20 protein-coding genes and 1 riboswitch are annotated in these 23,060 nt (G+C 38.5%); of the genes, 11 read left to right on the top strand and 9 right to left on the bottom strand.

Annotated elements, in window-relative coordinates; genetic code table 11:
• The first annotated feature begins 178 nt into the window (after nt 1-178).
• Entirely contained in the window at nt 179-442 is a 264-nt protein-coding gene (locus NSQ77_RS02390) for a phosphocarrier protein HPr (RefSeq protein ID WP_339228632.1), read from the top strand.
• Between the two features lie 67 nt (nt 443-509).
• Here NSQ77_RS02390 and kapB read toward each other — a convergent pair whose 3' ends face one another.
• Complete coding sequence (gene kapB, locus NSQ77_RS02385; protein ID WP_339228631.1) at nt 510-914, bottom strand: sporulation phosphorelay system protein KapB; 405 nt, start codon at nt 912-914, stop codon at nt 510-512.
• A gap of 119 nt (nt 915-1,033) precedes the next feature.
• Between kapB and NSQ77_RS02380 the strand changes: the two genes are divergently transcribed.
• The 5 genes from NSQ77_RS02380 (at nt 1,034) to NSQ77_RS02360 (ending at nt 6,071) form a co-directional block, all read left to right on the top strand.
• Nucleotides 1,034-1,228 (top strand): hypothetical protein, encoded by a 195-nt coding sequence (locus tag NSQ77_RS02380; protein WP_339228630.1) that lies wholly within the window; start codon nt 1,034-1,036, stop codon nt 1,226-1,228.
• A gap of 102 nt (nt 1,229-1,330) precedes the next feature.
• Entirely contained in the window at nt 1,331-1,912 is a 582-nt protein-coding gene (locus NSQ77_RS02375) for a superoxide dismutase family protein (protein WP_339228629.1), read from the top strand.
• 177 nt (nt 1,913-2,089) lie between these two features.
• Nucleotides 2,090-3,679 carry a spore germination protein gene (locus NSQ77_RS02370; protein ID WP_339228628.1) on the top strand — a complete coding sequence of 530 codons (1,590 nt, stop codon included), beginning with the start codon at nt 2,090-2,092 and terminating at the stop codon, nt 3,677-3,679.
• A gap of 70 nt (nt 3,680-3,749) precedes the next feature.
• Nucleotides 3,750-4,925 carry a Ger(x)C family spore germination protein gene (locus NSQ77_RS02365; RefSeq protein ID WP_339228627.1) on the top strand — a complete coding sequence of 392 codons (1,176 nt, stop codon included), beginning with the start codon at nt 3,750-3,752 and terminating at the stop codon, nt 4,923-4,925.
• 45 nt (nt 4,926-4,970) lie between these two features.
• On the top strand, nt 4,971-6,071 hold the full coding sequence (locus NSQ77_RS02360; RefSeq protein ID WP_339228626.1) for an endospore germination permease: 1,101 nt from the start codon (nt 4,971-4,973) through the stop codon (nt 6,069-6,071).
• 201 nt (nt 6,072-6,272) lie between these two features.
• On the opposite strand, the gene NSQ77_RS02355 is transcribed toward NSQ77_RS02360, so the two are convergent.
• The 5 genes from NSQ77_RS02355 to NSQ77_RS02335 form a co-directional block, all read right to left on the bottom strand.
• The gene (locus tag NSQ77_RS02355; RefSeq protein WP_339228625.1) at nt 6,273-7,451 is read right to left on the bottom strand and encodes a MalY/PatB family protein; all 1,179 of its coding nucleotides are present in this window, start codon (nt 7,449-7,451) and stop codon (nt 6,273-6,275) included.
• A gap of 676 nt (nt 7,452-8,127) precedes the next feature.
• Nucleotides 8,128-9,474 carry a glucose-6-phosphate isomerase gene (locus NSQ77_RS02350; protein ID WP_339228624.1) on the bottom strand — a complete coding sequence of 449 codons (1,347 nt, stop codon included), beginning with the start codon at nt 9,472-9,474 and terminating at the stop codon, nt 8,128-8,130.
• 147 nt (nt 9,475-9,621) lie between these two features.
• Nucleotides 9,622-9,993, bottom strand: coding sequence for a S1 domain-containing post-transcriptional regulator GSP13 (gene yugI, locus NSQ77_RS02345; RefSeq protein ID WP_339228623.1), 372 nt, complete (start codon nt 9,991-9,993; stop codon nt 9,622-9,624).
• Between the two features lie 105 nt (nt 9,994-10,098).
• Nucleotides 10,099-11,097: a potassium channel family protein gene (locus NSQ77_RS02340; protein ID WP_339228622.1), complete on the bottom strand. Its 999-nt coding sequence runs from the start codon at nt 11,095-11,097 to the stop codon at nt 10,099-10,101.
• Between the two features lie 125 nt (nt 11,098-11,222).
• Nucleotides 11,223-11,777 (bottom strand): thioredoxin family protein, encoded by a 555-nt coding sequence (locus tag NSQ77_RS02335; protein WP_339228620.1) that lies wholly within the window; start codon nt 11,775-11,777, stop codon nt 11,223-11,225.
• A 358-nt stretch (nt 11,778-12,135) separates the two neighbouring features.
• On the opposite strand from NSQ77_RS02335, the gene NSQ77_RS02330 reads away from it, so the two are divergent.
• The 3 genes from NSQ77_RS02330 to NSQ77_RS02320 all read left to right on the top strand — a co-directional run bounded on the left by NSQ77_RS02330 (nt 12,136) and on the right by NSQ77_RS02320 (nt 19,126).
• Nucleotides 12,136-13,194 carry a M20/M25/M40 family metallo-hydrolase gene (locus NSQ77_RS02330; protein ID WP_339228619.1) on the top strand — a complete coding sequence of 353 codons (1,059 nt, stop codon included), beginning with the start codon at nt 12,136-12,138 and terminating at the stop codon, nt 13,192-13,194.
• 563 nt (nt 13,195-13,757) lie between these two features.
• Complete coding sequence (locus NSQ77_RS02325; protein WP_339228618.1) at nt 13,758-18,047, top strand: S8 family serine peptidase; 4,290 nt, start codon at nt 13,758-13,760, stop codon at nt 18,045-18,047.
• Nucleotides 18,048-18,244: 197 nt separating this feature from the next.
• A riboswitch (FMN riboswitch) is annotated at nt 18,245-18,391 on the top strand.
• A gap of 147 nt (nt 18,392-18,538) precedes the next feature.
• Nucleotides 18,539-19,126, top strand: a complete 588-nt coding sequence (locus tag NSQ77_RS02320) for an ECF transporter S component (RefSeq protein ID WP_339228617.1) — start codon at nt 18,539-18,541, stop codon at nt 19,124-19,126.
• Between the two features lie 58 nt (nt 19,127-19,184).
• Here NSQ77_RS02320 and NSQ77_RS02315 read toward each other — a convergent pair whose 3' ends face one another.
• Nucleotides 19,185-19,343: a hypothetical protein gene (locus NSQ77_RS02315; protein WP_339228615.1), complete on the bottom strand. Its 159-nt coding sequence runs from the start codon at nt 19,341-19,343 to the stop codon at nt 19,185-19,187.
• Nucleotides 19,344-19,536: 193 nt separating this feature from the next.
• Between NSQ77_RS02315 and NSQ77_RS02310 the strand changes: the two genes are divergently transcribed.
• Entirely contained in the window at nt 19,537-19,977 is a 441-nt protein-coding gene (locus NSQ77_RS02310) for a cell wall hydrolase (protein ID WP_339228614.1), read from the top strand.
• A gap of 99 nt (nt 19,978-20,076) precedes the next feature.
• Here the strand turns inward: NSQ77_RS02310 and NSQ77_RS02305 are convergent, their stop codons facing one another.
• Entirely contained in the window at nt 20,077-20,430 is a 354-nt protein-coding gene (locus tag NSQ77_RS02305; protein WP_339228613.1) for a hypothetical protein, read from the bottom strand.
• A gap of 42 nt (nt 20,431-20,472) precedes the next feature.
• Nucleotides 20,473-21,408, bottom strand: a complete 936-nt coding sequence (locus tag NSQ77_RS02300) for a 1,4-dihydroxy-2-naphthoate polyprenyltransferase (RefSeq protein WP_339228612.1) — start codon at nt 21,406-21,408, stop codon at nt 20,473-20,475.
• 263 nt (nt 21,409-21,671) lie between these two features.
• On the opposite strand from NSQ77_RS02300, the gene NSQ77_RS02295 reads away from it, so the two are divergent.
• The gene (locus tag NSQ77_RS02295) at nt 21,672-23,057 is read left to right on the top strand and encodes an isochorismate synthase (RefSeq protein WP_339228611.1); all 1,386 of its coding nucleotides are present in this window, start codon (nt 21,672-21,674) and stop codon (nt 23,055-23,057) included.
• Nucleotides 23,058-23,060 lie beyond the last annotated feature (3 nt).

Raw genomic sequence — 23,060 nt, 5'->3', positions numbered from 1 at the left:
TCAACGTTACGTTATCATAACATGTGGCGAAAGACAAATATCCACTGTATTCGATTTTTTTTTGCTTATTTCTTTCATTAATTACTGTAATTGTATATAATAGGAGTAGGTTTATGTGAATCACATAACATAAATGTTAGAAAAAATATGATAAATAGATTTGGAAGGATGGATTTAAATGAAGTCACAAACATTTACAATTACTGCTGAAACTGGTGTACATGCTAGACCTGCAACATTATTAGTTAATAAAGCTGGCCAATATGATTCTGAAGTTGAAATTTCATATAAAGGTAAGAAAGTTAACTTAAAATCGATTATGGGCGTTATGTCACTAGGTATCCCTAAAGGGTCTGAAATCGAAATTATTGCAAATGGAAATGATGAAGAAGAAGCATTAAACGGTGTTGCTGAAGTTATTAAAGAACACTTAGGTGAATAAGTTGAAATTAAGGTAAGCGACTACATGCTTGCTATGGTTAGAAAAAAGCTAGAGGATAAGTTTTTCTCTAGCTTAATTCTTGATTATATAACTTTTTATAATATGTCATCACCAGACTATCGAGCTTTTGTCGTGCCATGCTGTTAAATGAAGTATCTTCTGCTGCAAGCTTTTCTCTGTATATCTCTACTGCTTCTTGTAAAGAAATGCCATAGTCTGGAATTTCCCCCTCATACCTTTTAACTGCAGATTTTTTAACGTTCATTTTTTCGTGAAAGGCTAACGCTTTTCGTTCATGGAAAAATACGTCCTCCAGTTTCCCATAATTGTGCAAGTCTCCTTGTAATGGATGTTTTTGGACAGCTAAAACTTCAACTAGATAATTCTCACCCCGCAGCTCTTTCACGACACCAAGATACGTTCCTGAACGATAATGGGCCTTTACCGGACTTCCAATTGTAATTTCTGACATCAAATCACCTTCCTTAGCTCTAGTTTGCCAAAAATAGGGCGAATTTGCGAATATTTAATTCCATTAGTTGGCTAATAGCAGAAGTTTGTTATAATTGCTATAGAAGGATGTGAAGATTGATGATGCCGTTTCTCTATTTTCCAGAAGATAAGACGGAATATATTCCAGCTGTTATTGCCTTGATCATTTTTATCGTTTTAGCAGTTGTTGCGATGTACTTAATGGTGAAAAAGTCGAGAAGAGATGAGCGAAAATTTAATCAACAGTATCAGCAGCAATTGGAAAATAATCGACACACAACAGAACATACGTAACCTAATTAAGGTCTCCTATTCTAAAAGTAGGAGGCTTTTTTGTTTAGATTATTCCTTTGTTGCAAATACTGATTAGAAAGGAATGCAGAAGGAGATTTTTACATGCGTTTTATAGTTATTTTTATTACTTTACTTTTGTTAACTGCTTGCCAATCATCAGATGAAATTACGAGTAAGACAGTTGAAATGTATAATGGGTCTGGTGATCGAGTCGGCACAGCTTTGTTAAATGAAACGTCAGAGGGTGTACAAATTGAACTTACACTCGAGGGGTTAAAACCAGGGTTTCATGGAATACATGTTCATGAGTACCCGGCTTGTGAAGGCCCAGATTTCAAAAGCTCAGGAAACCATTTAGATCCAGAAGGAAATGAGCATGGACTTATGCATCCGGATGGCGCGCATCTTGGTGATTTACCGAATATTGAAGCAGACGGTGCGGGATTAGTTGATATAGAACTAATGCTTGCAGAGGCTACATTGCTGGATGGAAAAAATTCGCTTTTTGAAAGAGGCGGGGCTTCTTTAATTGTGACGGAAAAACAAGATGATGGTGTTAGTCAGCCAAGCGGAAATTCTGGAGCAAGAATTATATGTGGTGTCATTGCAAAAGAAGATGGAGGGGGAGAGTCAGAAGACGCTCCGACAGATCCGACAGAATTTAATAAGGAACAAGAAGAATAGCGTTGCAGCAGGGATCTGATAAATCGAAATAAATTGGCGGCTTGCTATCCATTTTATTGCAAGCCGTTTTAGTATAAAGAAATAGAAATGGGTCAAACGATTTTAATTATTGTAGTTAATAAATGCGGTATTACAATACATAATAACCCCTTAACCAGGTAAGAATAATGTGTATGATTGAATAGGGGGCGTGATTTTATCATTAAAAGTATTAATAAGCTATTTAAATTTTTAAACAATAAACACCCTCTTGAAGAACACGCGGGTCCATTTCAAAACGAAATACTTACAGGGAATTTAGAGAATGATTTAACCGAATTAAAAGCAGTATTTGAAAAATCCTCTGACATCGTCTACCGTGAGCTGCATATTGGAAATAAAAAAGGAATGCTTATTTTCTTTGATGGACTTGTTAATCTGCAGTTAATTGACGCGGATGTTTTAAAGCCGTTATTGAATTTGGATGAACAAGGTATAAAATCATCAGGAATTACTCCAATTAAACAGCTATTAGAACGAGTCGTTTCAACAGCTGCTATTTCCAGTGGTCAAAAGTTGCAAGATGTTACCTATCATATTCTAACCGGAGACACAGTTTTATTAATTGATGGAATGACAGATGCACTGTTTATAAGTATAAAAGGGGGGGAGAAACGAGCAGTTGAACAGCCGGAATCAGAAGTAGTTGTTCGGGGACCACGTGATGGTTTTACGGAAAACTTACGAACGAATACGAGTTTAATCCGCAGAAGATTAAAAACCCCTAGACTGAAAATGGAACAAAAAACTGTTGGACGTTTATCAAAAACTGATCTTGTTATTACATATATTGAAGGAATTGCCGAAGATTCATTAATTCAGGAGATTCATGATCGAATTGATCGAATAGATATTGATGCTATCGTAGAAAGCGGCTATATCGAAGAGTTGATCGATGACAACCCATTTTCTGTTTTTCCTTTAGTTGGTCATACAGAACGTCCTGATCGAGTTGTTGGGAACTTATTAGAAGGAAATGTCGGTATTATTATTGATAATACACCTTTTTGTCTGATTGCACCACAAACATTTTTTCAATTGATTCAAAGTCCTGAAGATTACTATCAGCGTTATATTACGGCTTCGTTTATCAGGATGCTACGTTATTTGAATTTGATTATCTCCTTATTATTACCATCGATTTATATTGCTGTAACAACGTTTCATCAGGAAATGCTTCCAACCAGTTTATTACTTAGTTTAGCTGCTGCTCGGGAGGCTACTCCTTTTCCTGCGCTTATTGAAGCGTTAATGATGGAGATTGCATTTGAGGGATTGCGGGAAGCTGGAGTTCGCCTGCCGCGGGCAGTTGGATCGGCTGTTAGTATTGTCGGCGCATTGGTCATTGGTCAGGCTGCTGTGGAAGCAGGTATTGTCTCGAGTCCAATGGTGATCATTGTGGCAACTACTGGGATTGCTTCGTTTATTATTCCAGGTTATGAACAAGCTAACTCCATTCGAATTCTTCGGTTTCCAATGATGTTTCTTGCTGGATTTATGGGACTGTATGGCATTTTCTTAGGCGTGCTAATCTTACAAATTTATATTTTAAGGCTGAGGTCGTTTGGAGTTTCATATTTTTCACCAGTTGCTCCATTAGAAGTTTCTAATTTAAAGGATATTTTTGTTCGAGCCCCGTGGTGGGCGATGAAAAGGCGCCCAGGGTATCAAGGGAAAAATAAAACAGACCGGATTAACCGTAATTCACGTCCTGGTCCAGATCGTTAACGTCGAGTTTCATGGATGCGACTGTTCAATACAAAAATAAAAAGCATGTCAGAGTAGAAAGGGTACATGTATGAAAAGCGTACGTATGTTGATTCTGATTATTGTGATGTTACCTCTTCTTACGAGTTGCTGGGGCAGAACTGAGGTAAGTGATATTGCCATCGTAACTGCTATTGCAGTCGATAAAGGAGAAAATGAAAATATTTTGCTTAGCTTACAAATCGCAGTTCCAAAAAACCTCGGCTCGCAAGGATCTTCAGGTTTAAGTTCTGGAGGATCTGAAGCAACGATAGTGGTTTCAGAAGAGGGAAGAGACATTATGCAATTATACCGGCAAATTCAGATGAAGTTGTCTCGGGAGATCTTTTTTGCCCATATTGGCGTTATTATAGTTGGAGAAGAGCTGGCAATGGAGGGTGTTTCTTCTATATTCGATTTCTTCTCCAGGTATCGAGAACCGCAATTAAATATCCCAATTTTATTTGCAAAAGGAAAAGCAAGTGAAATATTAAATATAACCCCGCAATTAGAAACGCTCACATCAGAAGAAGTCAGAAAACAAGAAAGGAGAGGGGCTGGGTTAGAAGTAAAACTAAGAGATTTTTTGACACGTATGTTAGCAGTTGGCGAAGAACCGTTTGCTTCCCATATTTCAAGTGAAACATTGGAAAAAGAGGGTGACGCTTCAAAAATGGTTCCGTCGCTTAATGGTGCAGCAATCTTTCGGGGAGATAAATTAGTAGGCTGGATGGATGCGAAAGAATCTCGAGGTCTGTTATGGATGCGCAATGAATTTATAGCTGGGGTGATTTCTCTAAAGGTACCAGATGATGAGGGCGGGGGAAATATTGGAGCAGAAATACGGGAAATAACCTCCAAGATTAAGCCAACTGTATCGAAAGAGAGAGTGAAAATAAAAGTCGATACTTACGGGGAAATTGAAATTTTTGATAATTCCTCTGCATTCAATTTAAATGATCCAAAGGCGATTGAAAAGGTGAAAAAATTGTTTGAAGATGATGTTAAAGAAAGGCTTAAATTAACGGTGAATAAAGCCCAAAAAGAACTAAATTCAGATGTGTTTGGTTTTGGGCAGGCGGTTTATCGCACACATCCTAAACTGTGGAATGAAATATATAAAAGTAAATGGGCAGAGGTTTATCCTGATATCGAAATCGAGATAAATGCTGAAATCAAGATAAGTGGTAGTGGGTTCAGTAACCAATCAATAACATTGTTCAATTAGAAAAATGAAGGAAATCCTTTTACTAACTGTTTTTAGGGGGTTTGTATGGAACGTATATCGATCTATCAGCTTTTTACAATTACGGTATTTTTCCAGCTTGGTACATCTGTAATATTTGGGTTTGCTACTTCTGCTGGCAGAGATGCATGGCTGGCAAACCTATTCTCTTGTGCATTGGGAATCCTGCTGATTTTAATATATATTGTTCTAATGAAAATGAACCCGGGGTTAACGGTTGTGGAATGGTTTCCGGAACAGCTTGGAAAATGGATTGGTATGCCGATTGCTTGGCTGTATCCGCTGTTATTTATCTATACAGCAGGGCGTATTTTATCCGATGTCAAGTTCATTATCCCGGATACGCTCCTTCCTAATAGTATATCCTGGCTCGTAATTCCCCCGTTTTTATTCGTAGTTGTGTACGGAGTGGCATCAGGGATTGAAGTTATTGCTCGACTAACCGAATATTTATTACCGATGATATTAATGATTATTATTGTTGAGGTAATCCTGCTCTTTTTTTCCGATGTTTTAAATATAGACTATATCTTTCCTGTTATTGGGCAGGGGTGGGGGAAGATTTGGACAGCTGTATGGCCGACAGGTATTACGCAAACATTTGCGGAGACATTAACATTAGCGATGATATGGCCCTTGGTAAAAGAAACTGAAAAGGTAATGAAGGTAACGATTATAGCTACGATTGTAACTGGAATAACGATTGCTCTATTTAGTTTGATGCAGGTACTTGTTTTTGGGGAAGATACTCTAGAGCGCTCCATGTATCCTGTATATATTTTAATGCAACAAATAGAGATCGCTGATTTTCTATACAATTTGGATGCGATTGTAAGTTTAATTATGATTCTCACAGCTTTTGCTAAATTAACGCTTTATTTTTATGCAGCGGTCCGCTCGATGCAATTGTTGTTGAAATTAAATTCGACCCGCTTACTTATTTTACTAGTAGCTATTATTATCTACACAATGGGGATGACAATGTCTGAAAATCTAAACAAACATATTTATGTCGGTATTCATATTTTTCCTCTGCATTTATGGGTCCCATTGTTAATTGTTTTGCCGTTTCTGTTGCTGATTGTGACTGTCATACGAAGAAAATTTGGTAAAGTCTCTTCAAAATAAATCAAGGAGTGATTACAGAATGAGCAGGTTTATCTGGCCCTGGCAGTCTGAAGTAGTGATTGAGTATCCGTGGATTTTATTAGTATTTTTTTTAATTCTTTCGCTTCCATTATCGATTGTTTCCTGGGTACGCTGGAAAAAAAGTTCGGCAAAGACAAAAAACACATGATCAACATTATGTGACCATGTGTTTTTATAGTGTTATTTATTTAGAGACTGTACGGCATCAATAATTCGTTTGACCCCTTCTTCTAAAGTCGCACGTGGACAGGCGATATTCATGCGCATATAATGTTCGCCTTCTTTTCCGTAAGATGCCCCAGAGTTTAAGCCAACTTTTGCTTTTTCAATCATAAATTTATTCAAAGACTTACTATCCATATTAAGTGCACTGCAATTAATCCAAAGGAGGTAAGTACCTTCTGTTTTCACAACTTTTAATTCAGGTATGTGCTGATCAAACATCTGTGTTACATAATTGGTATGATTTTCAATCAAGCGATTTAATTCCTCAAGCCATGGCTCACCAAGTGTATATGCAGCTTCCATTGCGGTATTTCCCATTGTGTTTAACTGGTTATGGAAGCCTTGCTTATTAAAGGAAGCATCAAGCTTTTTACGATTTTCTTCATTGCTTGTAATCACATAGGATGCATCAAGTCCTGCAAGATTAAATGTTTTTGATGGAGCCATACATGTAATAGTGTGATCAGCAACTTCTTGAGAAAGCGATGCGATTGGAATATGCATTTGATTTGGGAACACAAGGTCAGCATGAATTTCATCTGAAATAATGATGACATCATATTTCAAACACAGTTTTGCCATTTCCTCCAGCTCTTCTTTTTTCCAAACACGTCCAACAGGATTATGTGGGGAACATAAGATAAAAGCTTTCACACCAAGCTTTAATTTATTTTCAAAGTCTGCAAAATCTATCGTATAGTAATTGTCCTTATTTACGAGCGGGTTCTCAATTACTTTGCGATCATGTGCTTCGATTACATTATAAAATGGTGGATAGACTGGTGTTTGGATGAGAATTTTATCCTGTGGATCTGTGAAAGCTTGTACGGCAATATGTAAGCTGGTGACGACACCATTACTATAGGATAACCAAGCAGGATCAATTGTCCAGTTATGTCTTTTTTCTAACCAGTTAACGATAGAGCCAGAAACTGCCTCATCAATAATCGTATATCCGTAAATGCCATGCTGTGCCCGTTTTATTAATGCTTCATTAACAGCGGCAGGGGCTTTGAAATCCATATCAGCAACCCACATTGGCAGTACGTCCTCCGATTGGAACATTGCTTGCAGCATATCCCATTTAACAGACCTTGTATTTTTACGGTCATATAATTCATCAAATATACTCATAAAATGCCTCCTATTAATTCATTAATGCTATTATAATTAGAAAACTAGGTATTCGCAAAGCTTTTAGACGAATATCATAGCTCACTTATGCAAATAGCAAAGGATTGCTATTCACCTTGCAAAGAAAGCTTATATGAAAACGAAAAAAAAAGCAAAGCGTTAAACGCCTTGCCTACAGGGGGAATACGAGAAAGTCTTACAGTTATAGTATTACCCTGAAATAAAAAATATAAACAGGGATTTTTAAATTATTTTGTAAGAAATAAATTAAGTGCAAACTATTGTGTAAGACTAGTTATTACTGTTCAGAATTGCTTTGGTTTCAGTACAAACTTTATCCGCGAGATGTAAGTACTGGTAGCTTATAAAAATGAAAGAATCTAAAATGAAGCACGTTAAATCATATAGTGATAGAGAAAGCCTGAGTGAATCAAAACTGTTCTCGTTCGGAAACTTATACCTAAACAGAACGAAAACAGGGCGAGAGAAAGACACTCACGGACGAACTGAATGTAAAAACAGAGGAAATCGGCATAGAGAAGCTATTACTGTAGTGCAGGAAAATCACAACACCCTAGCAGAAAAAGTACTAATCAACGAAACTATGCTTAGTGAAATCAAAATTAAAAAGCACCGTTAAACTCCACTGAAGGCAACGGTGCTTTTCAACTATTGATTATAAACGTTTTTCTAATGCTTCTTTTTCTTCTTCAAATCCAGGTTTGCCAAGCAGTGCAAACATATTTTTCTTATATGCTTCTACACCAGGCTGGTCAAATGGATTGACGCCAAGGAGATAGCCGCTTATAGCACATGCTTTTTCAAAGAAGTAAACCATGTAGCCGAATGTATAGGCATCAAGAGCAGGTAATTCCACGATGAGATTCGGAACATCCCCATCCGTGTGCGCAAGCATTGTGCCTTGGAATGCTTTATCATTGATTTCATGAATTGTTTTGCCAGCTAGGTAATTTAAGCCATCTGAATCATTTTCCTCAGCTTCCAATGTTAATTCCTTTTTCGAAGCGTTTACGTGAAGCACGGTTTCAAATATATTGCGACGGCCTTCTTGGATGTATTGTCCAAGTGAATGCAAGTCCGTTGTGAAGTTAGCAGATGAAGGGTAAATCCCTTTTTGATCTTTTCCTTCACTTTCACCAAATAGTTGCTTCCACCATTCGGAAAAGTATTGCAAGCTTGGCTCATAATTAATCAGAAGCTCAGTAACTTTGCCTTTGTTATATAAAACATTACGAACTGCTGCATATTGATAAGCAGGATTGTTAGCTAGTGTTGGCTCAGCTAAGTCGTGCATTGCATCTTTCGCGCCTTGCATCATGTCATCGATAGAAATGCCGCTTACCGCAATTGGCAGTAATCCTACAGCTGTAAGCACTGAATAACGGCCACCGACATCATCTGGAATTACAAATGTTTCATAACCAGCTTGATCTGCAGACGTTTTTAAAGCACCTTTTGCTCGATCTGTAGTAGCATAAATACGTGCTTTTGCTTCTTCAGCACCATATTTTTCTTCTAAGTATTTTTTGAAAATACGGAAGGCAACAGCTGGTTCTGTTGTTGTCCCACTTTTAGAAATAACGTTAATCGAAAAATCTTTATCTTTTAGCAGCTCTAATAGCTCACTCATATAAGTGGAGCTTAAATGATGGCCAACAAAGATAATTTGCGGTGCTTTACGATCCTCTTTTGTAAGCAGGTTTTGAAAGGAATGGTTGAGCATCTCTAATGCTGCGCGAGCACCAAGGTATGACCCGCCAATACCAATTACAAGTAATACGTCAGAATCATTTTTGATTTTTTCTGCGCTTTTCTTTATACGCGCATATTCTTCCTTATCATAGTTTTCCGGTAAATCAACCCAGCCAAGAAAATCGTTACCCGGGCCAGTTTTTTCGTGCAGCATATGATGTGCTGATTCTACAAATGGGCTTAAGTAATCAACTTCGTGTTGGTCGAAAAATTTAAGAGCTTTATCATAGGTAAATGAAACGTGTGACATCGTCATCCTCCTTTAATTGCAATCTTCTGCATATCTTAACTTTAATTGATTAGCATGGTGAAAGCAAGAATGATGCAACCTGAATATGACTATAAAAAAACATACACAACGAAAGTATAGGACTTTGCTGTGTATGCTAAAAGTTTTTTATTTCTTTGCTGATTGATCAATCCACTCTTGAAGCTTTTCTTTAAGTGTGTTGAATCCTGCTGAATCATTGTCTTGTTGGAAAGTAGGTTGTGCTTTTTTCTCTTTCGCAGGCTGCTTTTTAGGTGCTTCTTCTGTAGCACGGATAGAAAGGGATACTTTGTTATTCGCTTCGTCCACGTTCATTACTTTAACTTTTACATCATCACCAACAGTTAAATGCTCATTGATATCTTTTACATAACCATGTGTGATTTCTGAAATGTGGACTAACCCTTGATTCTCTTCATCTAAAGCAACAAATGCTCCATATGGCTGTATACCTGTAACTTTTCCGTCTATAATTTGACCAGCTTCAAATTTGCTTGTCATGCTGAACAACTCCTATATATAAATTCGTTTCTTTTTACACAATATACGATTATAGCACAAATTATTAATTCTAGCAAAAAAATACTTAAAAAATGATAGAAGCTGTTACCAGCATGTGATAGAGATTAATATGTCATTTCCCAGTAAAGTGTGGTTTGCGTTAGGATGTATATAATATTTTTCATCTCGAATATATCCAAGTGTCAAATAACCTTGCTGTAATAGCTGATTGGAAACATGCAAGAAAGATTTTCCATCCAATTCACTAGGCAGCTGTAAATGAGCAAATTGCTGTTGTGTCAACAGCTGTATGATATCCTCAAAAGGAGTAGCGGTTTTTGCATGGCTTAACTCATGAAAAAACAAACCACTCATAAACTCATTTGAGCGGATAATAGTTGTTGCACCAGCTCGTAAAGCATTTTCAATTTGTATCTTGGACAAAATTTCGGCAACGATTGGTATCTGATTATTATTGCCACGGATTGCAATTGTTGACAGGATCGTATAATTGTCTGCTTGTCGTTCGCTTTTATTTAATTCTGAAGTAATTAGAACGCAGGCAGCATATTTAATATTAGCCTTCTCTAATATTGCGTCTTCGCTTGCATCTCCATGAATAAAATGGACAGGATATTCCTGGAAGGTTAGCTGGCGCAGTGTTCGGTCAATGAGAACGATTCGTGTTGCTGGGTAGTTTTTAGAGGCGATATGAATTAATTGTTTGGTGCGCTCATTCCAACCGATAAAGATGAAGTGATTGCTCCCTTTGAATGGAAGTCTTCCACTTTCAAGATCCTGCTCATGTTTGACCGTTGCACTAGATAAAGAAGTAATATAAAAGGCGATCAAACCGCCACCAGTCAGAATCAATAGTATGGCAATGATTCTACCGGCTGGGGTTAGGGGGATATAATCACCGTAGCCGACTGTTGCGCCTGTAACAAAAGCCCACCAAATGCCATCAAATATTGTGGGGAATTGTGATGGTTCAAATAAATGAATCACAGTTCCGAAGAAAGTCATTAGTAAAAAAACAGTAATCAGCAGCTTAACAGCAGTCGGTAAACGAAAATATATATATTTAATAAAGCGAATACTCATAGCATCACCTAAAAGCGAAATGGATTTACAGTTTAGTATGAGCTAAGAGGGTAGTGTTATTCAACATAGGTAAAAAACAAGTACAGACGATATTTATACTTCGTCTGTACTCGCCCCATTAGAGTCTATGTGTTTTTTAAGGCTTTCTTTAAACTGTTATACACGGCAATCCAAAAGTCATGATTATCACGGTATGACTTTGATATAAACAGATACATTTCCTTAGCCTTTTCATCGTAATCTTCTGCATCCTGCGGTGGCAGAGAAGCTCGAGAATGGTCGACAAATTGTTGGAGCTCTTCGGCACGCGGGCCCCATTTTGCGATTTCTTCTCCATTTTCATTCATAAATATAAAAATAGGAATAGAGCGTGCTTTGCCGTTTGTTAAATATTGATCCATTAATTCTAAATTTTGATCACGCAAGAGCATCTGAACCTGCATGTTTGCAGCTTCGGATAGCTTTAATAAAATCGGGATATTCAGCATGGCGTCACCACACCAATCCTCTGTCAAAACAATGACGCGCAGGTTTTTTTCATGAATTTTATTAAAAAATGCGTCATCAGCAGGTAAGGAAAAATGGTCATAAATATGCAGCAAATCTTCTTTGTTTTTTTCCATTGATTCAATATAAGCGTCTGGATTCATACCTTTTTCAAACCATTGATTTAGATGCATTCGAAATCACTCCTTATAAATGTTGTTCAAAAAGTCAAATAAAAATGACGCATAAACTACAGAACCTCTGACTGACTACCTAAATGTCAAATGCTATTCTGATAAGGGTAGCAACACTACCTTCGACCCACAGGGCATGTTTGTGTCGGCTTTCAAATGGCGAGTTATTGCAATACTGGGATTCTGCACAATTAGCCGGCCTCAGTACTTTTTATCCACCGCTTGAAACTTTTTTAACGAATACGTATTGAGTTAAATTGTAAGGCTAAAATGGAGTTACGTAAACAAATGTGCTCTTTAGTTAAAATTTTGCTATCATGGAAATTAATTGGATGAATAGCCTGAGGAGGAAGTAAGGATGACACAAATAAATCAGCAATTTTTAATGGAATTATTAAACACACCATCTCCATCAAGTATGGAAATGGAGATTCAGAAGAAATGGATAAACTATGTGAAGGATTTTGCCGATGAAATACTTACTGATAACGCTGGAAATGCTATTGGTGTATTAAATCCAGATGCACCTTTTAAAATTTTGCTTGCAGGCCATTGTGATGAGATTGCGCTTGTTGTTAACCGGATTGACGAGAATGGTTATTTGCATTTTGATAAAATGGGCGGTATTAATCCAAAGGCAGCAGTCGGCATGCGTGTAACTGTACTTGGGTATAAAGGTAACGTTACAGGTGTTATCGGTGTGAATGCACAGCATCATGGCGGATTGAAAAATGACTTTGAACTATCGGATTTGTTTATTGATTGTGGCTATAAGTCTAAAGAAGAAGCCGCAAAGTCCGTACAAATCGGAGATCTCTGTGTATATAAAACAGAACCAGAGATTTTAATGGATCGCTATATTGCTGGACGCGGCTTGGATAATCGAACTGGTGCATTTATTGTTGCAGAAGTTATGAGACAGCTTTCCGAAAAAAACATTAACGTTGGCGTTTACGCGGCAAGCACGGTAAATGAAGAAACGAATATGGGTGGTGCATATTTTGCTGCTGCTGGCATTGAACCGACAATGGCAATTGCCTGTGATGTGACATTTGCAACAGATTATCCTGGTGTTAATAAAAATAAGCACGGAGATGTAACATTAGGGGGAGGACCTGTTTTTGCAAAAGGGGCACCAATTAACATTAAGATTAATCGGCTGCTGGAAAAAACAGCGAAGAAATTAAATATGGATGTGCAGTATGAGTTAACACCACGCATGACAGGAACAGATGCAGATAAAATGCGACTTACCGGTAAAGGTGTACCAATTTCCTTAGTGTCACTGCCATTGAGGTACATGCATTCCCCTGTTGAAACAGCGAGTATACAGGACATTGAACAGGAAATTGAATTAATTGTAACAATGATTGCTGATATGACGGGAGAAGAGAGTCTAAATCCATTAGAAGGTTGAATTTTAGCTGAAAGTAAAAAATACAGCTGTCTATAATAGGTCCGGCACCCTCAATATAAGGGGCTGCCGCCTTTTTTTTTGCTTGGGTTTAAAAAGTCCTACACATTATTAAATAGCTATTCCAATATACCCCTTATCACGTCTTTTTATCTAGCGTATGGTCCCTGTTTTCCGCTTTATCGAAAAAAATATTTTATTTTTCTCCTAATACATAGTAAATTAGATTTATTTTTCATATAAAAACGTGTCTAATAAGACAATCTTTTCTTTGAAAAACCTTTTATATTAAAGGCTTACTTAGCTAAGTGATAAAAATAGAGTGTATTGTAATTGACATGAATTAGGAAAAATTGGTACTAATTATTCAATTGTGAAAATTTGGATTAATATTGACAATAATCGACAAAAATCATTCTATCTATCTACTATACTGACATTAACAACGAGATTCTACAATCATCGGAAATTGAAGGGGATCGACAAGTTTTTTTGTAAAGGAGGGCAGATGATTTTTTGAAAGCTTATGCAAGTGGATTGTTCGAAAATGGAGAGGAGGAAAAGTTTTGAGAACAAAGAAAAAGCGGCAGATAAAGACTTTCAGTATTGCAGCAACTTTTTTAATGGCATTTTCTTTAATTGCACCTGGTGTGACTTTAGCTGAGTCACAAAGCAAACCGCATTATTCGCTAAATGATTCCAATAAGGTTGCAGAAGCAAAGGTAAGTGAACGGCTGTTAACAGGATTTAAAGATGATGAAAAACAGACGTTTCTTGTGAAATTCAATGAAACGGCAGAAGTAGAAAAAGCTGCTTCCGAAGCGAAATCTACTGCTGCGAAAGCAAATCTATCTGCACAGAAAGTAGAGCACATTAGCCGATCAGCAGTGATTTCTGAGTTGAAAGCAACTGCACTCAGTTCACAGCAAAATGTAAAAGCTTATCTAGAGCAGGAAATAGAGAATGGTAACGCAGAGAATATTAAGACGTATCATATTGTTAATGGAATAGCAGTTACAGCGACAAAGAAAGTTGCAGAGAAAATAGCAACATTTACAGAAGTAGAAAAAATCCTTCCAAATGAAACGCGAGAGCTGTATACGACCGTTACAAAGGATGCAGAGACACCTAAATCTGAAATTGCAAACGTGGAGTGGAATGTCGAGCGTGTTGGTGCTCCAGCAGTTTGGGATATGGGATTTGATGGAAGTGGTGTTGTTGTAGCTAGTATCGATACGGGCGTACAGTGGGATCACCCTGGGTTACAGAATAAGTATCGAGGTTATAATGCTGCAACGGGTGATGCAGACCATACGTACAGCTGGTACGATGCTACAGCAAATGAAGAAGTTCCCTATGATGATGAAGGGCATGGTACACATGTAACTGGAACAATGGTAGGCAGTGAGCCAGATGGATCCAATCAGGTAGGTGTTGCGCCAGGTGCACAGTGGATTGCTGTTAAAGCATTTACGGCAGCAGGCGGAACCGATGTCGATTTACTGGATGCAGCAGAATGGATTTTAGCTCCAAACGGAGATGCAAGTATGGCTCCTGATGTTGTCAATAACTCTTGGGGTGGTGGACCAGGTCTTGATGAATGGTATCGTGATGTGGTTGTTGCTTGGAGAGCTGCTGAAATTTTTCCAGAGTTTTCTGCAGGGAATACAACATTATTTAACCCTGGTGGTCCAGGATCAATTGCAACGCCAGCAAACTATCCTGAATCATTTGCAACAGGAGCGACAGACGTAAATGATGCTTTAGCAAACTTTTCATTACAAGGTCCTTCACCATATGAAGGTGATATAAAACCGGATATTTCTGCTCCTGGTGTTAATATACGTTCAACTGTTCCAGGCAGTGGATATGAAGGTGGCTGGAATGGAACCTCGATGGCAGGTCCGGCTGTATCTGCAGTCGCAGCTTTATTAATTCAGGCAGATACGAGCTTGTCAGTGGACGAGCTAGAAGAAATTCTAATGCAAACCACAACACCATTAACTGACGGCACATTTCAAGACTCACCAAATATGGGGTATGGCTATGGTTTAGTTAATGCGTATGATGCTGTGTCCTCAGTCGTAACTGGACTTGGATCGTTGGAAGGACAAGTTGCGAAAGAGGGTGAAGACACAGAAGCACCGACTTTTGAACACGAGGGACCAAGTGAAACATATGCAGGAATGAATTTAGATCTTGCAATTAATGTTTCCGATAATATTAGTGTTGCATCAGTTGAAGTGGTGTATGGTGATGGAGAATCTGTAGAAGCGAGTCGTGTCTCAGGTGACTATAAATCTGGAGAATATGCAGCGACTATTCCCGGAGAAGCAATTACTGGTGATTCGTTTACCTATCAGATAGTCATAAATGACTTCGGTAATAACGAAGTAACAAGTGATAACTATGAGGTAGCGGTTTTGCCAGGAATTACAGTAGGTTATGCTGCAGATTTTGAAACAGCTCCAGCAGGCTGGACGACTTTTGGAGACAATAGCAGCTGGGAAAGAGGTGTACCGTCTTCAGGACCCGAAGAAGCTGCTTCTGGAGAGTATGTATATGCAACGAACCCAGAAGGAACTTATAACAATAACGAAAATGGAACACTAATGATGCCGCCGATTGATTTGCCAGATGGAGATTCCTATCTTCAATTTAATCAATGGTATAATATTGAAAATAACTGGGATTTTGGACATGTATTTATTTCCACTGATCAGGAAGAATGGACACAATTAGCACGTATTACCAATACTTCTGATGGGTGGGAAGCTGCTGAAATTGATCTGTCCGAATATAGTGGCGATCGTGTCTATATTGCGTTTAATCTTACGACGGATGGCAGTGTGCAGCGAGACGGCTGGTATATTGATGATGTCACATTAGCTGATACATCAAACAGCAGCAGTGCATCACTCGAAGTTGTTCCCGCTAAAGGAAAAGCGGCAGGTAAGGCAAAAACAGATAAAGATTCATTGAAAAAAGAAAAGGTAAATCCGAATAAAATAAAACCAAAAAAATCAAAGAAAAAAAGTGCAGGGATTGAAGATGAATCGATTCATCCGACATTGCTTCCATTAGGAGCACAAGTAAGTGTGCTTGAGAGTGGGCGCACAGTCAACACCGATCCCGCAACTGGAAACTATTCACTGCTTCATGGAGCTGGTGATTTCACAGTGGTTGCCGAAGCATATGGTTTTCATTCGGAGGAACAATCCGTAACAATTGAGAATGACAATACAGCCACAGCAAACTTTACCTTGGAAGAAATTGATCAACACACGGTCAGCGGTACAATCACGGATGAAAACACTGGAGAAGCAGTGGAAGGGGCAACCGTTCTGATAGTTGAGGATGCAAATATTGCTCCGGTAGAAACAGACAGTTCAGGCAGCTATACACTTGCTGCGTATGAAGGCACCTATACGTTAAAAGTCTTAGCTGCTGGATATCACGGAAAAGAAGTTGAAGTTGACCTTAGTGAATCAGATGCAGAAATCAATGTAGAACTAGAGCCATTTTATACTGTTCCAGGTGGAGAAATTGGCTATGATGATGGAACTGCAGAGAATGCCCGTGCCTTTTATGATGCAGGAAATGGCTGGGGTGTGAAAATGTCATTGCCTGAAGGTCAAGAAACTGCACTTGTTACAGAAGGTGTATTCCAATTCCATGATACGGATTGGCCAAGCCCAGGTGGAACAGAATTTGCAGTTGAAGTATGGGATGCCAGCGGACCAGATGGAACACCAGGTGAAAGAATAGCCGGACCAGTAGATGCTGAAGCAATTAGAAGTCTGGATGAATGGACAGTAGTTGATTTATCTGAACATGCAATCCAGGTTGATGGCGATTTCTATATGGTTTATATTCAAACTGGAGCAAATCCAAATGTACCAGGGCTTGCTACCGATGAAAGTGGACCAAATGCAGAGCGCAGCTATCAATATGTTGGCGGAGCATGGTCACCATCTCCTGCTGCAGAAGGAAACTATATGATTCGTGCGCGTGTAGCATATGGTGTAGAAAACCCAGTTATTACCTCACCAGAGGAAGATTTCATTACAAATGAACCCGAATTAACAGTGGAAGGTACTGCTTCTGAAACAACCACCGTTCAATTGCTGAATAATGGGGAAGAAGCAGGCACTGCTGAAATTGGTGAAGACGGTACGTTCGCTTTGCCGATAGAATTAACGGAGGGTGAAAATGAATTCCAAGCAGTATCATTGCTTGATGATGTCCAAGTTGGAGAATCCGAAGCCATTACCGTAACTTTGGATACAGAAGCACCTGAATTAACAATTGATACGCCGGCTGATGGCGATAAGGTGAATCGTGAAAGTGTAACAGTAGAAGGAACGGTAGCTGATGAAAATCTTGAATTTGTTGAAGTGAATGGTCAGGAAGCGTCGGTTAAGGATGGAAGCTATTCGAAGCGAATTTTACTTGATGAAGGTGAAAACACAATCGAAGTTGCAGCAGGAGATTCAGCTGGAAATACAACAACTGAGTCCGTTCCAATTGCGGTTGACTTTACAGCTCCTGAACTTGAAAATCTAACGCCGACAGAAGATGTCCATGTCAAAGCTGGTGAGAGCGTGAAGTTTGAATTTGATAGTGAGCCAGGATTAAAAGCAACATATTTTATCCATATGCCACTAACAAATACAACGAAAAATGCAACAGAGCTTCCAATGATGGAAACTGCTGAAGGACATTATGAAGGCTACTGGACAGCAACAAGCAGTGTTGTTGCTGAAGGAGCAGTCATAGAAGTAAAAGTAGTAGACGCTTTTGGTAATGAAACACGCGAACAAGCAGAAGGAAAGTTATTTATTAATGCAGAATAAGTAAAATGCGGGGGCTTTGGTCCCTGCATTTTTCTATGGTTGCTTGTCCAAACGTCAAAGGTACCAACGCATTCAAATCATCAATAAAGTTTCACATAATAAAATATCTTATAATTTGACATTCATTTAATTACGAGTTTTTATCTTGCATTGAGAGAAAAATAGTGTATAATAAATTTAACAATTAAATAATCGATTCCAATCTTCGGGGCAGGGTGAAATTCCCGACCGGCGGTAATAAGCAGAGATGCTTTAAGTCCGCGAACTGCAAAGCTAATTGCTATGTGGTTGACCTGGTGCGAATCCAGGACCGACAGTTACAGTCTGGATGGGAGAAGATATCGAGCCGGATTTGGTGCATTTCGCGCCGTATTTGACTATCAATTAATTAACCCCTAAAGCCCCTTTATGCTTTAGGGTTTTTGTGTCAGTTAGGCTAGTATCCTTCATCACGAGAATGGAATCGATAAGAGATGAAGGGGGAATAGATGATGCGTAACAATAGCAAGCAATCATCAAATTTATTAAAACTTATTATTTTAGCTTTACTAGGGACAATTTCACTTTTGTTATTTTTCTTGAATTTCCCACTGCCATTTTTACCACCTTATTTAAAAATTGATTTTAGTGATGTGCCAGCATTAATGGCTTCACTTATTTTCTCACCACTTGCCGGTGTAGTTGTTGTAGCAGTGAAAAATTTACTTTATTTAGCGGTTTCAGGTGCAGGAGATCCAATTGGTGTTGCAGCGAACTTCCTTGCAGGAGTTATGTTTGTTGGACCGGTTTCCATTCTGTATCATAAATATAAAGGTGTTAAAAGTGTTGTTTCTGGATTAGTTACAGGGACATTAATTATGGCAGTCGGAATGAGTGTATTAAATTACTTTGTCATTCTTCCTGCATATGGTTGGTTTATGGGATGGGGCGAAATGACAATGCAAGTAAAGTGGACCGCCGTTCTAGCAGGTGTGCTGCCATTTAACATCATAAAAGGTATTATCGTCGCACTATTATTTGTACCATTATTTATAAAAATGCATAGCTGGATTAAACAGCAGCAAGCAAAATTTATATAAACAATAAAAGCTAATCTCTATCAAAGAGGTTAGCTTTTTTATTAGCTATGCTCGAGCCTTAATCTCTCATTGCTCCCGCCTGGCGGGCCGTCATTGCACCTTGTCCCTCGTTTAAATCCTTTTGAATTTCTTGTTTTACTTTTTCAGCATCGGTTCCGGCAAATCCTGGCTTTGTACTAGAACGCAATGTCTTATTAGCTTGTTGTTCCTGTGGCATATTAAACCTCCTAAATATAATGTGTAATATCTATATTATTCACTAAAAAGCAATCATTATGTTAACAGTATTGGATCACAAGCAATTGAAAGTATATTTTAATAAAATACGTTGGGATGGTTTGTTAAAAACATTTTCTAAACAATGACATTAATACAAGCATTCTTTCATACTGTATTCTAGAGGTGGTAAAATGGCAAGAATTGCTTACCGGGATGCAGACGTTGACTTAATGGCAAGGATGATGAGAGCAGAGGCTGAAGGTGAAGGAAAGCAAGGGATGCTCTATGTAGGTAATGTCATTGTTAACCGTGTTGTAGCAGATTGTACGGATTTTGCTGATTTGCGAAACGTTGAAGATGTTATTTTTCATGTGCAAGGCGGAAATTATTCATTTGAAGCTGTTCAAAAAGGGAATATGTTTTATCAGCGAGCAAGAGAATCAGAAAGGAGATTAGCCGAACAGAATTTAAGGTTTTGGAGAGACCATCCGGCAAAATTTGCACTTTGGTATTTCAATCCATATGCTCCATGTCCACCAACATGGTATGGCCAGCCTTTTTCTGGACAGTTTAAACTCCATTGTTTTTATGAGCCAGCAGCTGGTACATGTGAGAGTGTATACATCGGTTGACCTGTTTGTTAATTTGGGGAGAAATGAAAGCAGCAAACGGAAAAGGCTCAGAAATAAAATTTTCTGAGCTTTTTACTGTGTCTGCCTTTAAAGGGATAGTTATTCTTCCTCGACCAGATTCCGTGCAGTAGGCACAGCCTCTAATCGTTCAACGGGAATCGGTTTTCCTGACTTTTCACTAATTCCATATGTTCCATCTTCAATCCGATCCAGTGCATCATTTATTTCCTGAAGACGGTCTCTCCGCATTAAATCGAATCCGGCGTCGCGCTGCTGTTCGAACTGCTCTGTCCCCATGTCTGCTGGGTGATTATCATAACTTGCCAACTCTTGAACGGATTCATTTGGACCAGCATTATTTTCGGCTTGAATTTCTTCAATGGTTTCTTTTTTAAGCTGTAATAACATTTTTTTAAAATAGCTTAATTTCTCTTTGCTAAGTGGATTACTCATATACACCCTTCCTTTCTATGGATGTGATGATACCGGCATAAGCTAGATGAGTTCTGCAAGAAGCAGTGAAATTCCAAGTAAAAGTCCATAAATGGTGTTTGTTTTCGCAGTAGCTGCCATTGCAGGCATCATTTCAATTGCTGTCTGTTTTCCGCGGAAATTACGTATAGCTTCACGTGCCTTAAAGCCACTTAAAAATGTTAATAATGACCACAATGGTAAAATGTCAATAATAATGAGCAATGCTGTAATGCCATATGCCACAAGCATTAATACAGCAAGCAATGTAATAGACTTTTCTCTGCCGACCAGAACTGCAATGGTTTTTCTGCCACCAAGCTTATCGCCGTCTCGATCACGAATATTATTGGAAAAATTAATGCTTCCGATCAAAATCGTAATGGGAATTGAAATCCAAATCATAGAAGATGATACTGTGCCAGTTTGGATGAAATAGGTAATTCCGATAATTACCGTTCCCATAAGTACACCAGAAAATAATTCACCGAATGGTGTATAGGATATTGGGATAGGTCCTCCTGTATATAAATAACCGAAAGCCATACATATTAAACCAATAACTGCAATCCACCAGCTTGAGGCGAAGCAAATATAAATCCCGATTAGAATGGATATCGCATAAAAGGTAAAAGCTAAATTGCGTATTTTTTTCGGTGCAATTCCATCACGAACAATTGTACCGCCAATACCAACAGAATTGTCATTATCTAATCCGCGCACAAAATCGTAGTATTCATTAAACATATTTGTTGCGGCTTGTATGAGTAAGGACGCAATAAGCATTGCTAAAAATAAAAGCCAGTCGATCGCACCTTCATTAAAAGCGATCATCGTTCCGACAAAAACTGGGACAAAGGAGGCAGTTAGTGTATGTGGGCGCAAAAGTCTCCACCAGACGTGAAAACCTTCACGTTCATTTAAAGCTTGTTTAATTGTTGTTTTTTCTGTAGATTGCATTAAAATGTTCCCCCTGCAAATTATCAATAGACATCATTTTAATTCTAGGCAAATAAAGGGGTAGTGTCAATCTATTCTCGCTGTCTATCGTGTCACATTTTGGCAAAAAAGGATGGAGTTAAGCTTTACTACCCGCAGACCAAGGGCTTACTGGATGTCAACTTTTCGAACTAAATCTAGAGGCTTTCCTTGAGAAACTGCCAATCATAGCATAAAATAGATAGGATGACACCTTTAAAGCGTCACTGTGGAGGTTTATATAAATGATTGAAATAAAAGAAGATCAGCTTGCATCATTGCTAAAGGAAGCAATCGGGCAGCTTCAGACAGATAATGATCGTAAACTTGTTAGTTTTACAAAAAAAATAACGTCGGCAGATCCGCTGCAGTTTTTCGAAGCAGCGAAGCATATTCGTGAAAATCGTGTTTTTTGGACGAGCTCATCACAGATGCTTTGGCTTACCGGTGTGGGCAGTGCATTTGAAATGGGGGCTGATGAATCCCGCTTTGAAGTGATTGAAGCAGCGTGGAACAAAATGTTAAACGAAGCGTATATCCATAATCCGTATGAGGTGCCAGGAACTGGGATTGTATCCCTTGGTGGTTTGTCCTTTGATCCGATAAATACGCAAACTGAATTATGGAAAAAGTTTCGACCTGGTCAATTTAGGGTTCCTGAATTTTTACTTACCAAATATGATAGTTCTTACTATTTAACGATAAATATATGTGTTAGAAAGAACGATCATGCAAGACAGCTAACTGAAGAATTAAGTCAGATTGAACAAAAATTACTTGCAGAGCATGCAATTCCTAATAACGGTCTGCATATTCAAAATGAAAGCGAAATGGATCCTGAAAAATGGATGAGCATTGTTCGAAGGGCTACAGAGGAGATTCGCAAACAAAGCGTTGAAAAAATCGTACTTGCTCGTGAATTGCGACTAACATTCAATCGGCAAGCAGAAATTTCTTCCATTCTAAATAATTTATTAAAGACACAGCCAAATAGTTATATTTTTGCATATGAAATTGGTGAGGATTGCTTTGTTGGTGCAACCCCAGAAAGACTTGTTAAAGTGAAGAAAAACAAGCTATTATCGACTTGTCTGGCAGGTACTGCACCGCGTGGCAAAACCAAAGAAGAAGATATGAAAATTGGTGAAGCGCTGCTGAATGATGAAAAAAACCGTCAGGAGCATGATTTTGTTGTGCAGATGATTAAGCATGCGATAAAAGACTACTGTACAGAGGTAGCTATCCCAGATGTACCAGTTGTTCGTCCTTTTAAAAACTTACAGCATCTGTATACTCCGGTTACGGCTCAGCTAAAGGAGGGCTTTACGATTTTAGATATTGTTAAGCAGCTGCATCCAACTCCAGCGCTTGGCGGAAGTCCGAAAGCAGAATCACTTGCATTTATCAGGCAACATGAATTACTGGACCGTGGCTGGTATGGTGCACCAATTGGTTGGATGGACAGCTATAATAACGGAGAATTTGCAGTTGCAATTCGTTCTGCTCTGATCCAAAAGAATGAGGCATCGCTTTTTGCTGGCTGTGGAGTTGTAAAGGATTCAGATCCACAAAGTGAGTACGAAGAAACAAAAATTAAGCTTCTTCCTATGCTTACCGTTTTAGGAGGATAAAAG

The sequence above is a fragment of the Oceanobacillus sp. FSL K6-2867 genome, assembly GCF_037963145.1.
In the GTDB taxonomy this organism is placed as follows: Bacteria; Bacillota; Bacilli; order Bacillales; family Amphibacillaceae; genus Oceanobacillus.
Note: the sequence above shows the minus strand (reverse complement) of the source record. Positions and strands in the feature narration are given on the sequence as shown.